The sequence below is a fragment of the Aureibacter tunicatorum genome (assembly GCF_036492635.1).
GTDB classification, from domain to species: Bacteria; Bacteroidota; Bacteroidia; order Cytophagales; family Cyclobacteriaceae; genus Aureibacter; species Aureibacter tunicatorum.
Window position 1 is genome coordinate 4,339,509 of sequence record NZ_AP025305.1, and the last position, 15,481, is coordinate 4,354,989.

The 15,481-nt window shown below is 39.5% G+C and carries 13 protein-coding genes and 7 tRNA genes; 5 read left to right on the plus strand and 15 right to left on the minus strand.

Annotated features, from left to right (window positions below):
• Window positions 1-8: 8 nt before the first annotated feature.
• Window positions 9-998, minus strand: coding sequence for a 2-hydroxyacid dehydrogenase (locus AABK36_RS18240; protein ID WP_309936585.1), 990 nt, complete (start codon window positions 996-998; stop codon window positions 9-11).
• 231 nt (window positions 999-1,229) lie between these two features.
• Between AABK36_RS18240 and AABK36_RS18245 the strand changes: the two genes are divergently transcribed.
• Window positions 1,230-2,045 (plus strand): Rossmann-fold NAD(P)-binding domain-containing protein, encoded by an 816-nt coding sequence (locus tag AABK36_RS18245; RefSeq protein WP_309936587.1) that lies wholly within the window; start codon window positions 1,230-1,232, stop codon window positions 2,043-2,045.
• Window positions 2,046-2,150: 105 nt separating this feature from the next.
• Here AABK36_RS18245 and AABK36_RS18250 read toward each other — a convergent pair whose 3' ends face one another.
• The 5 genes from AABK36_RS18250 to AABK36_RS18270 form a co-directional block, all read right to left on the minus strand.
• The gene (locus AABK36_RS18250) at window positions 2,151-2,825 is read right to left on the minus strand and encodes a hypothetical protein (protein ID WP_309936588.1); all 675 of its coding nucleotides are present in this window, start codon (window positions 2,823-2,825) and stop codon (window positions 2,151-2,153) included.
• Between the two features lie 4 nt (window positions 2,826-2,829).
• Complete coding sequence (locus tag AABK36_RS18255) at window positions 2,830-3,252, minus strand: hypothetical protein (protein ID WP_309936589.1); 423 nt, start codon at window positions 3,250-3,252, stop codon at window positions 2,830-2,832.
• Between the two features lie 2 nt (window positions 3,253-3,254).
• Entirely contained in the window at window positions 3,255-4,085 is an 831-nt protein-coding gene (locus tag AABK36_RS18260; RefSeq protein WP_309936590.1) for an alpha/beta fold hydrolase, read from the minus strand.
• A 1-nt stretch (window position 4,086) separates the two neighbouring features.
• Window positions 4,087-5,421, minus strand: coding sequence for an MATE family efflux transporter (locus AABK36_RS18265; RefSeq protein WP_309936592.1), 1,335 nt, complete (start codon window positions 5,419-5,421; stop codon window positions 4,087-4,089).
• Between the two features lie 496 nt (window positions 5,422-5,917).
• Window positions 5,918-6,898: a zinc-binding dehydrogenase gene (locus AABK36_RS18270; RefSeq protein ID WP_309936593.1), complete on the minus strand. Its 981-nt coding sequence runs from the start codon at window positions 6,896-6,898 to the stop codon at window positions 5,918-5,920.
• Window positions 6,899-7,091: 193 nt separating this feature from the next.
• Here AABK36_RS18270 and AABK36_RS18275 point away from each other — a divergent pair, with 193 nt between their 5' ends.
• Both AABK36_RS18275 and AABK36_RS18280 read left to right on the plus strand, forming a co-directional pair.
• Window positions 7,092-7,346 (plus strand): autorepressor SdpR family transcription factor, encoded by a 255-nt coding sequence (locus AABK36_RS18275; protein WP_309936594.1) that lies wholly within the window; start codon window positions 7,092-7,094, stop codon window positions 7,344-7,346.
• 14 nt (window positions 7,347-7,360) lie between these two features.
• Window positions 7,361-8,011 (plus strand): SdpI family protein, encoded by a 651-nt coding sequence (locus AABK36_RS18280; protein ID WP_309936595.1) that lies wholly within the window; start codon window positions 7,361-7,363, stop codon window positions 8,009-8,011.
• 171 nt (window positions 8,012-8,182) lie between these two features.
• Here AABK36_RS18280 and AABK36_RS18285 read toward each other — a convergent pair whose 3' ends face one another.
• The 9 genes from AABK36_RS18285 to AABK36_RS18325 form a co-directional block, all read right to left on the minus strand.
• Window positions 8,183-8,377 (minus strand): hypothetical protein, encoded by a 195-nt coding sequence (locus AABK36_RS18285; protein WP_309936596.1) that lies wholly within the window; start codon window positions 8,375-8,377, stop codon window positions 8,183-8,185.
• 85 nt (window positions 8,378-8,462) lie between these two features.
• Window positions 8,463-8,536, minus strand: a tRNA-Asp gene (locus AABK36_RS18290).
• 26 nt (window positions 8,537-8,562) lie between these two features.
• Window positions 8,563-8,639: transfer RNA gene (locus tag AABK36_RS18295), tRNA-Asp, on the minus strand.
• A gap of 37 nt (window positions 8,640-8,676) precedes the next feature.
• Window positions 8,677-8,753 (minus strand) — tRNA-Asp (locus AABK36_RS18300).
• 33 nt (window positions 8,754-8,786) lie between these two features.
• Window positions 8,787-8,863, minus strand: a tRNA-Asp gene (locus AABK36_RS18305).
• A 41-nt stretch (window positions 8,864-8,904) separates the two neighbouring features.
• Window positions 8,905-8,978, minus strand: a tRNA-Asp gene (locus AABK36_RS18310).
• 30 nt (window positions 8,979-9,008) lie between these two features.
• Window positions 9,009-9,084, minus strand: a tRNA-His gene (locus tag AABK36_RS18315).
• 34 nt (window positions 9,085-9,118) lie between these two features.
• Window positions 9,119-9,194: transfer RNA gene (locus AABK36_RS18320), tRNA-His, on the minus strand.
• Window positions 9,195-9,273: 79 nt separating this feature from the next.
• Window positions 9,274-10,614 carry a dihydroorotase gene (locus AABK36_RS18325; protein WP_309937924.1) on the minus strand — a complete coding sequence of 447 codons (1,341 nt, stop codon included), beginning with the start codon at window positions 10,612-10,614 and terminating at the stop codon, window positions 9,274-9,276.
• Between the two features lie 135 nt (window positions 10,615-10,749).
• On the opposite strand from AABK36_RS18325, the gene AABK36_RS18330 reads away from it, so the two are divergent.
• Entirely contained in the window at window positions 10,750-12,117 is a 1,368-nt protein-coding gene (locus tag AABK36_RS18330) for a DEAD/DEAH box helicase (RefSeq protein WP_309936597.1), read from the plus strand.
• Between the two features lie 293 nt (window positions 12,118-12,410).
• Window positions 12,411-15,338, plus strand: a complete 2,928-nt coding sequence (gcvP, locus tag AABK36_RS18335; protein WP_338390295.1) for an aminomethyl-transferring glycine dehydrogenase — start codon at window positions 12,411-12,413, stop codon at window positions 15,336-15,338.
• Window positions 15,339-15,481: the final 143 nt, after the last annotated feature.

The window sequence follows — 15,481 nt, forward strand, 5'->3', positions numbered from 1 at the left end:
TGATATTCCTAGAATGTAACTTGATTCGTCAATGGCAAATGATTCGCAAATTCATTCACATTATTCAAAGTTGTTTTAGAAATCTGAGTCAAAGCCTCATCCGTGAAGAATGCTTGGTGAGCTGTAATCAACACATTTGGAAAAGCTAATAATCTCGCTATTTGGTCATCTTCGATAATTTTCTCTGACAAATTTCTAAAGAACAATTTGTCTTCCATCTCATACACATCCATTCCCAAATAACCAAGGTGTCTGGATTTCAAAGCTTTAATCACATGCTTCGTATTCACCAAAGCCCCACGGCTTGTATTAATCAACATTGATCCCGGCTTCATCAATTTCAAAGTCTCCTTGTTGATCAAATGATAAGTCGACGGCAACAAAGGACAATGCAAAGAAACGATATCGCATTGAGGCAAAAGATCTTCCAAAGATGCGTACTCAACGCCCATAGCTGTTAGCTCCTCATTTTCTTTCACGTCAAAAGCAATAACTCTACAGCCAAAAGACTTGACAACCTTGGCAAACACTGAACCGATAATACCGGTACCGATTACCCCAACCGTCTTATTATATAAATCAAAGCCTTCCAACCTCTCCAAAGAGAAGTTCATGTCTCGAACTCTATTATAAGCTTTATGAGTTTTTCTATTCAAAGTAAGTATCAGTGCCAAAGCATGCTCTGCAACCGCATGCGGTGAATATGCTGGAACTCTCAACACAGGCATTTTCAATTCCATTGCCTTTTCAAGATCTACATTATTAAAGCCCGCGCATCTCAAAGCTATCATCTGAACGCCATCTTCTTTCAATATCTCCAGAACTTCGGCTGTAATTTGATCATTAACAAATACGCAAACAGCGTCATGTCCTTTAGCAAAATGAGCGGTTTCTTCTGTTAACCTGACTTTATAAAAAGTTAGCTTGAAACCAAATGTGTTATAGCGTTCAAGGTAATCCTTGTCATACGCTTTGGTACTGAAAACAGCAATCTTCATATATGAAAGTTCTTTATGTGATACTATCTTGTGAATTGACTCACAAAATTAACCAATAAACGAAGCAAAAAGCCTGAGCTATATCCTCTTTTTGAAAAATTTTGGAATAATCTATGTCCAAACAATATGCGAAAAGAAAAATCATCAAGCTGATATATGAAAGAAAACGTTAAACTGGGATGGTAATTAAAAAAACTCTATATTTATCAAGTCTAAATAGAAATTAATGAAATGAAACATATAAGCATACTTGGTTGCGGATGGCTTGGACTTCCCTTCGCAGAAAGATTAACTCAAAAAGGATACAAAGTCAAAGGTTCCACTACAAGCGAAGAAAAACTGCCAATCATTGAGCAAAAAGGCATTCAACCTTTTTTAATCAATCTTAAAAATGAGTTATCGCAACCGTTAATGAACGATTTTTTGTCCAGCGATATCTTATTGATAAACATTCCTCCGTCAAGATCTCAAGAAGGTGGGAAAAGCTACATGGACCAATTAAAGTCGCTAATACCGCATTTGAAGCAATCAAGCATTTCAAAAATCATCTTTATAAGCACTACAGCAGCTTATGCCAGTGAAGGAAAAGTAGTAACTGAGAAAGACGAACAAAGAATCACATCTCCTTTCTCCGACATTATCTGGCTAGACGCAGAGGAAATCTTCACACTTGAAGACAAATTTGATACGACAGTCGTAAGATTCTCAGGTTTGATTGGAGGCAGTTACCAACCAGGAAAGTATTTTTCCGGCAAAGAAATGAAAGGCGCTGACGAACCAGTGAATATGATTCACCTGACCGATTGCCTTAACATCATCGAAGGAATTATTGAGCGAAACCTATGGAATGAAACTTATAACGCTTCTTCAGACGAACATCCTTCAAGAAGGGAGTTTTACACCAAAGCCTGTGAAACAGCTGGCACTCCAGCTCCAATATTCATCGAAGGACATTTGCCTTACAGAATCGTGAATTCAGACAAAATCAAAAAAGCTTTGGATTATCATTTCGTATACCCTAATCCGATGGATGGCCTAGGCATATAATAAAAATATTCTATTCTCTCTTCTTACTTAACTATAACTATCAAGAGCGTGAAGCTAATTATTTAGCTTCGCGTTCATTTCATTTTTTAAAAATATCAAAATAGCTCATGAAGAAGAAAAATTAACAGTAGCTTCAGTATTATCACTCAAATAAAGCGATCCTTTCACCGCTTTAATATGCAGTATTTTTCCATACTCTTCAGAAAAACCCAGCTCTTCTGGATCTTTCCACATACCTTGTCCTAATACAGCTACTTTTTCCTCAAGTCCCAATATCGCTTCGGTGTATTTCAAGGATTTATTCATTCTAAAAAGATTCTCGCTCTTAAAATCATGCTTTTTCAAGTAACTCTTAAGCTCCGAAGTAGCATCATTTAAAAAACCAGAATACAATTCCACATCTTCAACAATATCCGCTTTTAAATTCCGATCATCCACAAATATGTATTGACCATTTTCCTTAAGCAAATACTTTGACGCTTTATCTTCGTCTATTCTCAAATGCCAAGATCTTCTATTTCCTCCTCCTTTTTCCTCATGTACTTGTACTCGATAGTACGCACACTCCCTTTTCGACAAAGGCGCTATCATTGGCTCCCCTACCATTATTACCTCACCGACCACTTTACCAATATCTCCATCAGAAAAATTTGACAATTTTACCTGCTCTTGATTTGCCAGTTTCGTCACAACCTGAGCTTTGTTATAAAAAATAAAAGCTGTAATCGGCAAACCAACAATTAAAATCATAATCATTAAATAGAAAAAATATACAGGCATAAAGCTATTTTTTTGGATCTAAAAGAATTTCTCGCTCTACAATAAAACAATTCCCTGGCTTAAATATTTTTAAGATTCTAAACTCTGAATCATAATCTCCTAAATAATGATTTTTCACATCATTATTTTTAATAATAGAAGTTTCGGGATCATCACCTAAAACCTCAATCTTATACCCACAATTTTCTTCATCATCATAAAAAGAAATTTTCAATTTCTCAAACGATGAAAATTTTGCCTGAATTTCATGAATTACACTTTTTAGAAAATTCATGTCTTCCAAATTTTCCCTAGTGATCAAAACAAAAACACGTTGGCTCGTTGAATCAACATTGCAAGACCTAACTTCAATTTGCTCTGCAACTGATGAATTTGAAAAATAAATTATGAATAAAAAATCAAGCAAACATATATACAATTTTTCCATATCTAATCCAATTCATCCAATGCTCTAAAAATCAATTCCCTTACTTCATTCTCATTTTTCCATGGGATGAAATGGCTTCCCTTGTCAATGGTCACCACATCAATAACGCTGTCCGATACCATCGACTGTGCAAAATCGATTGTCTCATAGGGAACCAACCAATCTTTAGTACCATGAAGCCAATACACCTTGCCTGTGATATTCTTCAAGCTATCTCCAACCATTTTTAGTTCTTCCGCCAAAGTCCACATCTCTCGATTGCTGCTTCTCCAAGTTTTCCCAATTACCGGAGACAATCCTTTAGCGATATAATTGTAATATTTTTTCTTTTGCAAATCAGGAGCTAAAGTTGGCGCCAACAATACCGCAGCCTTGACTTTCTCATTATCCAAGGCCATCAAATACGCCGCAACACCTCCACCGTAAGAGTGTCCCATCACAACTACAGGAGCCTTGACAAAATCCTCTTCCACTAATTTATTAATCACTTCCGATTGCTCAAGTAGCGTTTGCTTGTCTTGAAATTTTGATTTGCCAAAGGCTGGTCTGTCGACAGCATACATTTCAAATTTTCTAGCCAATAAAGAATCCTTTAAATAGCTTTCAAAAACCGTAAAATCTCCGGGAGAACCATGAATCATCACTAATGAAGCCACAGCGGAATCACTTGGAACACTCACATAATGGAGGCTATCATTCGATGAAATTTTCAAATAAGCGCTCTTCCAATATGAAGCTACTCCCACATCTTTTACTTTCTTAGAACAAGACGAAATTGAAAATGACAAAATCAATAAAAAAAGGACAGCATTACGTTTAAAATTAAAACACATATCAAAAGCCAATTTTTTTCTTGAAAGGACTGAATTTAAACAAATAAACAAAGATCAAAAAAGTTCCCAACTCAGACAAAGGCACAGACATCCAAATCCCTGAGTTTCCAAAAATCATCGGCAAAAACATAATTCCTATCAAGACCAAAACCAAGCTCCTCACCAAAGAAATTGCCGCCGAAAGCTTTGCTCTTTCCAATGATGTCAAAAAAGCTATCATGACGATGTTCAAACCAGAAAACATAAATGATATCGAGAAAATATGAATAGCGTGATAAGTCAAGTCAAACAACTCTTTGTTTCCTCGTATGAAGAAATCTATGAAAAAAGGAGCGAAAGAAACAAACAAAGCGTAAAACAAAAGCCCTAATACAAACACATATTGCAAGGTAACAACCAAAGCCTTCTTAACTCTATCATGCACACCTGCTCCATGATTATAGCTGACGATAGGCTGCAAGCCTTGTGAGATTCCAATGAATACCATCATGACAATTAGAGATACATAAGTCACTATCGAAAATGCCGACACTCCCAACTCTCCATAACTCTTGATCAATACCAAATTAAATATCCAAGTGACAATCGCCATCGACATTTCAGTGGCAAATTCAGAAAAACCATTGTAAACTATTCTCCCCAACAATGGCATTTCAAATCTGCACCAGCTTAATCTTAGCTTTCCACGTTTCGACAAAAAGAAAAAAATCAATACTGAAAATGCTATCAACTGAGAAAATCCTGTAGCCCATGCAGCTCCTTCCATTCCCCAACCAAACCGAACAATAAAAAAATAATCAAACAATGTATTCAAAACTGCCGCCAAAACGATACAGGCCATGGCAAATTTTGGATGCTCGTCATTTCTTACGAAAAAATCCAGCACATAAGTTCCCATGAAGAAGAAATTGAAATACATCAAATTCACCAAATACCTTTTGGCAAAGGGCATGATCGCTCCATTAGCGCCCAACATAGTCAATATATGCTCTGGCAAAGAAATGCTGAAAAAAGAGAATATCATGGCTATGACAAACACAGCATACAAGGTATTGTTGAATGCTCTATTAGCTCGTGTATACTTGCCGGTGCCAAAACTCACAGAAACCACTGTAGCTCCACCCATAGCCAACATGATGCTTATGGCGAATGAGAAGCTAAAGATCGGCCAAGTAATATTTATCGCCGCAAGACCCAACGCGCCAACTGAATGTCCAATAAACACCCCGTCCACAAACACATAAATGGATGTCATTAACGTTCCGAAGATAGCCGGAAGAGAATACTCCACCAGTAGAGATGATATTGGCCTTACTAATAATTTTTCGTCTTTCATAAAGGAGATGCAGCGTAAATCAAACAACGGCAAATTAGGAATAGTTGCCAAAAAATAAAAAACCGTCCCATTTTTCAAGACGGTTAATTTCAATTATCGAGTTATACTGCATTAATCAATCATCATTGAGGCCATCCAAAGTGCTGCGCCAACCTGTATACCATCGGAATCAGCCATTCAGACAATTGTTCACATATGCTTGCCATATTGGCCAGCAAAACAACAGCAAGACCGCCAAGCACCATTATCAACAAAAACTGGCGAGTCTCTGGGTTCGGGTGTAAATGATAAGCTTTCATGACGTGCGAATCTATAGTTATACATATACTCTAATTCCTCGTTTGATTATCCTGCAGGAAAAAGACGCACGCTCCTAACATGTCACCTTATTTCCATACAAAGGCCCAATTGTTAAACTTCATTGCTGTATTTCTTACTATTATTAATATACGTAATTCCTCAAAAAAAGAAACTGACTTTTGTCACATAGTGCAATTTAATCAACTCTGACTATCAATTTCCCTGCATAATGCCTTTGTTTCAAATGATTAAGCGCTTCGGGCAACCCACCGAAATCATAGATTCTCATTTTAGGCAATTGGAGCGTTTCATTCGCATGCATGAACAATAGTTCCTTGCCCATATTTGCCAAATCTTGTTGCGCCTTGAAATTCCCAGACAAATAAGTTCCCCCCAAAGCAACTTCATGAAACGACAAAGCCTTGCCAAATGGCTTCACTTTGGAATAATCCGGAGCTCCTGCTATAAAAGCCAATTGCCCGTTAAATGCCAGCATTTTCAATGCCTGAGTTGCCGAGCCTCCACTAACAGTATCCAAGACCGCATCCACTCCAACACCATCGGTCATTTCCATAACATCATGCAACACATCATGATCATGATAATTAATCATAACATCCGCTCCCAGCTCCTTGACATAGTGTTCATGAATGCCTGAACATGTCGTAATGACAAAAGCTCCCAAGGACTTGGCAATCTGAATGGCAAAAGATCCAACTCCGCCAGAACCACCTTGCACCAATAGCTTGTCTCCCTCTTTAATATTCATCTTTCTTACGATAGCTTGATATGCAGTGTATCCTGCACATGGAATACACGCAGCCTCCTCGAAAGTCAACCTATCGTCAATTACCGTTAGCACATGCTCAGGAATCGAAATCATCTCCGCAAATGATCCATTCTTGCTCAAATCAGCATGAAACATCACTTTCTGCCCAAATCTTATGCTCTCCACTCCATCTCCCACAGACACCACTTCTCCAGCTCCATCAACACCAGGTATGTGTCCCGCTTCCAAATTTCCAAAACTTCCTTCTATGATTTTATAATCCACAGGGTTCAATCCAATTGCCTTGACTTTGACAAGCACCTCTTTATGTCCCGGTATAGGAGTGTTCATTCTCTCAATCTTCAAGTCCTCAATTCTATTGGTAGATGGAATCGTATAAGCTTTCATTGCAATATGTTTTTAAAGAAGTATGCTAAACCTTGATCATTATCTACAACTAAAATAATTCCAATATAAAATCAGCTCATAAATACTGGTCAAAATTGCCACGCTTACTAGCTGAAATGACTTTAAAATAAAAAAGCAAATGATCACAACTATAAGCTCAGTGATTGCCTTATAGTATTTAGACATTTATCTAATGAATCAAATATTTAAAGCGCTGAACGATAATACAAGAAGAGAAATTCTTGAATTGCTCAAAGACAAGGACATGACCGCTGGTGAGATCGCTGAAAAATTTGATATGAGTAAACCCAGTATTTCTCATCATTTGGATATGCTTATAAGAGCTGATTTAGTAAGTAGTGAGAAAAAAGGACAATACATTACTTACTCCATCAACACGACTATACTGGAAGATATCATGAACTGGATTATAACACTAAGGAAATAACAACAATGAAAAACATGGTTTCAAAACTAGTCCCTTCTATAATTCTAGCATCCATCCCGCCAATACTGCTCATAATATGGTGGCCTGATTTTTCAGAACCTGTCCCCATTCATTGGAACTACAAAGGGGAAGCGGATCAATGGGGAACTAAAAACAGCTTGATACTTATTTCTTTGATTCCTTTTATCATTTATGGAATCATGATGGCAGTCCCATTTATTGATCCCAAAAAAAGAATTCTAGAAATGGGAAATAAGTTCTACAATTTAAGCCTTGGCATAACCTTATTTTTAACGATCATCTCCTGCTTTATTATGGTTATTTCAAAGAGTGGACAAACTTTGCCTAATAATCTAATTATAGGCCTACTAGGCGGACTATTTGCCTTTTTAGGAAATTACATGAAAACGGTCAAGCCGAATTACTTTATTGGGATCAAGACCCCTTGGACTTTAGAAAATGAAACCGTCTGGAAAAAGACTCATCTTTTAGGCGGAAAACTATGGTTTATCGGAGGTATTTCGATTCTGGTCTTGTCATTGATTTTAACACCAACAACTCTCTTTATAGCTTTCATAAGTATCATTCTTGTCATAACATTGATCCCTTTTACATATTCTTTCATTATTTACAAATCTTTACCCAAAGGAACATCAAAGCATTAGACCATCGCTAAGGCCACCTTAAATGGACTTTTTTATTTCATTTCGGATTTTAGTTTATCCATATGGGACCGGCTATTCACTTGCCATGACCACTTTCGATCGCCAAGCCCATAATCTCTTCTAATCCAATTTTCAATAATATGTATTTTATGCCAATAAGGATTCACGGAACTAACTCGGTGTCTTTATTTGCGACAGCTCAGGGTTAAGTTTAGATATTTCTTCTGTTCTGGGAGTTTTCGCCAAAAAATCCGCATCGCTCATCAAAGCTTGAACAGGCAAAGTACTCAGAGGAAATAAGGCAATACCTTTTGTCAAAGATTTTGACCTGAAATATTGACGCTTTAAGTGACAAGTGCGATACATGGTTTTAATAGTAATTTGTCCTGCTATATGTTCGCATAAAAAATAATAAACAAAAAAAGCGTTCCGAATTCGGAACGCTTTTTTGCGGTATGGACGGGACTCGAACCCGCGACCTCCTGCGTGACAGGCAGGCATTCTAACCAGCTGAACTACCACACCTTGGTAATATTTTGAGAATCAAATCTTGGCGGTATGGACGGGACTCGAACCCGCGACCTCCTGCGTGACAGGCAGGCATTCTAACCAGCTGAACTACCACACCAGTATTTTTTGATTCTCAATATGTCAGAAAGCTTTTCTGGCGGTATGGACGGGACTCGAACCCGCGACCTCCTGCGTGACAGGCAGGCATTCTAACCAGCTGAACTACCACACCAGAATATTTTTGTCTTTCGACTATCGAATGATTTGGCGGTATGGACGGGACTCGAACCCGCGACCTCCTGCGTGACAGGCAGGCATTCTAACCAGCTGAACTACCACACCAATTAATTAGTAAACCATTCGATCAAAAAAAGCTTTCTTAGCGGTATGGACGGGACTCGAACCCGCGACCTCCTGCGTGACAGGCAGGCATTCTAACCAGCTGAACTACCACACCAAGAACTTTATTTAATCCTGAACTTCAAAAGGGTGAAAGACCGGGTTCGAACCGGCGACCTCTGGTGCCACAAACCAGCGCTCTAACCAGCTGAGCTACAATCACCATTTGATATTCAGATTCCCAACACGTAAAATAATGGGTGAAAGACCGGGTTCGAACCGGCGACCTCTGGTGCCACAAACCAGCGCTCTAACCAGCTGAGCTACAATCACCATTTTTCCGTTTGGGAATGCAAAGGTAGTAGGAAGAATTTAAATTGCAAACACTACTACCAAAATAGTTGACTTTTTTTTTAGCTTCGATTAAACGAAAGTCTCATCCCCTTTTCAGTCTCGTCGAATTCGCCATCGTTATACACCTGATTACCAGACACAAACGTCCTCAAAACTTTTGATTTGAACGTTTGTCCTTCAAATGGAGACCATCCGCACTTTGCTAAAATATTTTCTTTGCTTACAGTCCATGGGCTGTCCAAATCCACCAAAACCAAATCAGCGAAATAGCCTTCCCTCACAAAACCTCTGCCCTCAACTTGAAAAAGTTTTGCCGGACTATGCGCCATTTTCTCTACAATTTTTTCCAAACTGATCTTGCCACTGTGATAATGCTCCAACATCGAAACCAAACTATGTTGAACCAAAGGACCACCTGAAGGAGCTTTCAAATATTTATTGTCTTTCTCATCCAAAGTATGAGGAGCATGGTCTGTAGCGATCACATCGATGCGATCATCAAGCACTGCGTTGAAGATTTCCTCTCTATCGCTCTCTGTCTTCACTGCTGGGTTCCACTTGATCAAAGTGCCCTTCTCTTCATAATCCTTGTCAGTGAACCACAGGTGATGCACACAAGCCTCTGCTGTGATCTTTTTTTCTTCCAAAGGAATGCTATTGTCAAAAAGCTCTGTTTCCTTGGCAGTGGAAATATGCAAAATATGCAATCTTGTGCCGTGCTTCTTGGCCAATCTCACAGCCATGGACGAAGACTTGTAACAAGCTTCCTCGCTTCTAATCTTCGGATGAGCGGTGATTGGAATATCCTCGCCATACTCTTCGACAAACTTCTCCGTATTGCCTCTCACAGTAGCCTCGTCTTCGCAATGAACAGCGATAAGCATCTTAACCTTGGAGAACAACCCTTCAAGCGTTTTCTCATTGTCCACCAACATGTTGCCGGTAGAAGAACCCATGAATGCTTTTACTCCGCACACTTTGCTAGGGTCGGTTTTCAAGACTTCCTCAAGATTGTCATTTGTAGCTCCCATGTAAAATGAATAGTTCGCCAAAGACACATCGTAAGCTCTTTGATATTTCGCTTCAAGCAACTCTTGAGTCACTGTATTGGGAACTGTATTCGGCATTTCCATGAATGAAGTGATACCGCCAGCCACTGCCGCCTTGCTTTCCGTATATATCTCAGCCTTGTGAGTTAAACCCGGCTCGCGAAAATGCACTTGATCGTCAATGCATCCCGGCAACAAGTACTTTCCATAAGCATTAATCAGCTTGTCCGCCTTCTCGTCAGACAAATCGGATGCTATTTTGGCTATTTTTCCGTTCTTTATTAGCAAATCAGCAGTCGTGATCTTGCCTTCATTGACTATATTTGCGTTGAGTATTAGATAGGAACTCATCATTTATCAAAATTTATTAAGCTTTGCACTGCTAGCAAGGTACAAATTAGAGCTTAATATATTAGCCAAAAAACACAATAAATTGAATTGGCTAGCCATAATGGCGCATTCATACGCTAGAATAGAAAAACGACTATGTCAAAAAATATACAAACTTTCGAGGACTTCAAGCTCAACAAACAAATCCTTAATGCCATCAAGGATCTTGAGTACACTGAGCCAACGGAAATACAAAAACTGGCTATTCCACTAGTCCAAGCTGGCCACGACTTATTTGGAATCGCTCAAACGGGTACAGGCAAGACCGCCGCATTTGTATTGCCTTTACTGATGAAAATCAAATACGCTCAAGGCAACGATCCAAGAGCCTTGATTTTCGCACCCACCAGAGAGCTTGTCATGCAAATCGCGGACAATATCGAAAAGCTGTCCAAATACACTGATATAAGGCAAGTTACGCTGTATGGCGGAGTAGGTCCCAAAACGCAAATTGAAAATATTCAAAAAGGAGCAGATATCATCGTCGCTACTCCCGGACGTTTTATGGATATTTACAAAAGAGGCGATATCAATACCAGGCAACTTAAGACCTTAGTGCTTGACGAAGCTGACAAAATGATGGATATGGGCTTCATGCCACAAATCAGGCAACTGCTAGAGATCATTCCTCGCAAGCGTCAAAACTTGCTTTTCTCTGCCACCATGCCCGAAAAAGTGCTTACGCTTTCCGAAGAATTTTTGGAATTTCCTGAAAAAGTGGAAGTGGCTCCGCAAGCTACCACTGTAGACACTATCGACCAAAGGGTATACAAAGTTCCCAACTTCAAAACTAAAATCAATTTGTTGTTTCATCTCTTGGAAGACGAGGAACGATTCAACAGAGTGATCATCTTCGTAAACACAAGGTCGGTAGCGGAAAACATATTTAAATTTCTCGAACGCAAAGCAAATGGCAAAATCAAGGCCATACATGCCAATAAAGGCCAAAACAGCCGTATCAATGCCATGGAAGCCTTCAAAAACGGAGAAGTTAGAATACTTGTCACTACAGACGTAGCTGCCAGAGGAATTGACGTAAGCAAGGTTAGCCATGTAATCAATTTCAACACTCCGCCCATTTATGAAGACTATGTGCATAGAGTTGGAAGAACTGGAAGAGCGAAAAACGAAGGAGAGGCGATCTCTTTCATAAATCCTTTGGAAGAGTATCATTTCAAAAAAATAGAGGACCTTATTCAAAAGGAAATTCCTGTAAAAGAAATCCCCAATTCAGTAGCCATAGAGAAAACTCCATTCGCTGAGCAACAGGAAATTCTCAGGGCTCTTGATGACATCAAAAAGAAAGAAGATCCGACATTCAAGGGCGCTTTTCATGAAAAAAAGAGAAAACCTAACACAAGTGACAAAAAAGGCGTCAAGTCCAAAAATTCTATAAAAGATAGAAAAACCAGAGGCAAAAACACCGCTTATTCCTCGTCGAAAAACAGAAAAAAAAGACGATAAATTCACAACAAGAAGGATGGCTTGGGCAATAATTCAACGCACACAGGCCATCCATTTGATACTTTTCATCGTATTAGTCGGGACAGGAGCTTTCGAATAAGCTAAAAAAATACGTTTCCCATGGAAAATAGTATCTCGAAAATATTATTTAACGCAAGGTTTATTTTTTTTTAATCCTCTTAATGATTTTGATCATTAAAAAAGACAAGAATTTATTTTTTTAAACTACCTTTACATATAATTTAGGGAGTATTATACGTTAAATGTGGTAGAACTTACTTGGCCGCATTTACATGAAAAAAAGCTTTCATACGATGACTAAAATTAATTTACGCGCAGTAGACCGATTTGACAGACGCCACAACAATTCGGATCAAGAGAGCATAAACGCTATGCTTAAGACGATTGGCGTTGAAAGTGTTGACCAATTGATAGATGAGACGATACCTTCGGCTATTCGTTCTCAGCAAGAACTTGACTTGCCGGAAGCTCTAAGTGAGTTTGACTTCATTAGAGACTTCAAAGCTATCGCTGGTAAAAACAAGGTTTTCAAATCATATATCGGTCTTGGTTATAATGACACCATCACTCCGAATGTTATCTTAAGAAACATTTTTGAGAATCCGGGGTGGTATACAGCTTATACGCCATACCAAGCTGAAATCGCTCAAGGTAGACTTGAAGCTTTGATTAATTTCCAGACTGTGATCACTGATCTTACAGGAATGGAAATCGCCAACGCTTCTTTATTGGATGAAGGAACAGCTGCCGCTGAAGCTATGGGTGTATTCTATAGCTTGAGAAAAGGTAAAAAGAAAAAAACTGCGAACAAGTTTTTCATTGACAGCAATGTATTTCCTCAGACTATCGATGTTATCAAAACGAGAGCTTTGCCTATCGGCGTAGAGCTTATCATTGATGATATCGCTAATGTGGACGTAACTGACGAGACGCTTTTCGGTATCTTGGTTCAGTACCCTAATAACGACGGCGCGGTGAACAGCCCTGAAGCTTTGATCGCTTCCGCTCATGAAAATGACGTAAAAGTGGCTGTAGCGGCTGACTTATTGTCATTGACTCTTTTGAAAGCTCCTGGAGCTATGAATGCTGACGTTGTATGCGGTTCTTCGCAAAGATTCGGTGTTCCTATGGGCTATGGTGGTCCTCACGCTGGTTACTTCGCGACAAGAGAAGACTATAAGAGACAGATTCCTGGACGTATCATCGGTGTGTCTATGGACAGAAGAGGCAAAAAAGGCTACAGAATGGCTCTTCAAACTCGCGAGCAGCATATCAAGAGAGAAAAAGCAACTTCAAACATTTGTACGGCTCAGGTACTTCTAGCGGTAATGGCTGGTATGTACGCTGTTTATCACGGACCTAAAGGATTGACGGATATCGCTTCGAAAATCAATGGTTCCGCTAAAGCTGTGGCTAACGGAATTGAGCAATTAGGCTTCAAACAAGAAAACGAAGTATACTTTGACAGCATCAAAGTAGCTGTTGACTCGGAAGAGCAAAAAGCTGCTATCAAAGCTGCTGCTGAAGCAAAAAGCATCAACTTCAGATATTTCGAGACTAATCACGTAGGTATTTCTATTGGAGAGTCTGTTTCTGTGGAGGATATCGAAGAAATTCTTTCCGTATTCGCTGAGGTTTCCGGCAAATCATTCGATTTGGAAGCTGCAGTCGCGGAACTAGAAGTTTCTTTCCCTGAAGGAGTAGCTAGAGATACTGAATTCCTTACGCATGAAGTGTTCAACAAATACCAAATGGAACATGAAATGCTAAGATATATCAAGAGACTTGAGAACAAAGACCTTTCTTTGGTGCACTCAATGATCTCGCTTGGATCATGTACGATGAAGCTTAACGCGACAGCGGAAATGATTCCTGTAACTTGGCCTGAAATTGGCAAAATCCACCCTTACGCTCCAGTAGAGCAAGCTCAAGGTTATGCTGAAATATTCACTAACCTAGAAGCGTGGCTAAGCGAAATCACTGGATTTGCTGGCACTTCACTTCAGCCTAACTCAGGCGCTCAAGGTGAGTTCGCAGGTCTTATGGCTATCAGAGCTTATCATGAGAACAATGGCGACTTCAATAGAAACGTAGCAATCATTCCTACATCAGCTCACGGCACGAACCCTGCTTCTGCTGCATTGGCTGGAATGAAGATCGTTCTTGTTAGCTGTGATGAAAAAGGAAATATCGATGTTGAAGACTTGAGAAACAAAGCCGAGCTTCACAAAGATAATCTTTCTTGCTTGATGGTTACTTACCCAAGTACGCATGGTGTATACGAGGAAAGCATTAAGGAAATCACTCAAATTATTCACGACAACGGAGGTCAAGTATATATGGACGGTGCCAACATGAATGCTCAGGTTGGTTTGACTAGCCCAGGAAACATTGGCGCTGACGTATGTCACCTTAACTTGCACAAGACATTCTGCATCCCTCACGGTGGTGGCGGACCAGGTGTTGGACCTATCGGAGTAGCAGCTCACTTGGTTCCTTTCTTGCCGGGCAATCCGTTAATCGCTGAAGCTGGTGGAGAAAAAGCTATTTCTTCTATTTCTGCCGCTCCATGGGGATCTGCTTCCATCCTTCCTATCTCTTACGCTTATATCGCAATGATGGGACCTGATGGACTTAAAGAAGCTACTCGCACGGCGATCTTGAATGCCAACTATATCAAAGCAAGATTGGAAAAAGTTCTTCCTATTCTTTACACTAATGAAAATGGAAGATGCGCTCACGAAATGATCGTTGATTTCCGTCAATTCAAATCAGCTGGCATCGAAGTAGAAGACGTAGCTAAGCGTTTGATCGATTACGGATTCCACGCGCCAACTGTATCATTCCCTGTTGCGGGAACATTGATGATCGAGCCTACGGAAAGCGAGTCTTTGGAAGAGCTTGACAGATTCTGCGAAGCTTTGATTTCTATCAGACAAGAGATCCAAGATGTAATCGACGGAAGAGTGGATGCTCAAGACAATGTGCTTAAGAATGCTCCTCACACGGCTGAAGAAGCTCTTGGTGATTGGGATCACGCTTACACTAGAGAAGATGCTGTTTATCCTAACGACGCGGTTAGATCTAATAAATTCTGGCCTTCAGTTTCTAGAGTAGACAACGCATATGGCGATAGAAACTTGATGTGCAGCTGTATTCCTACAGAAGCATACGCTGACGAAGCTGAAATCGAAGCATAAGAAATATAAATAATCAAAAAATATTGAAGCCTGATGATTTTTTTCATCAGGCTTTTTTTATGAGTCGACATATCCTCATTTTTTCCAAATCACATGCTTTTTGCAGCTGTTATTATTTTTTTCTAAAAATGGACTTCAAAAAA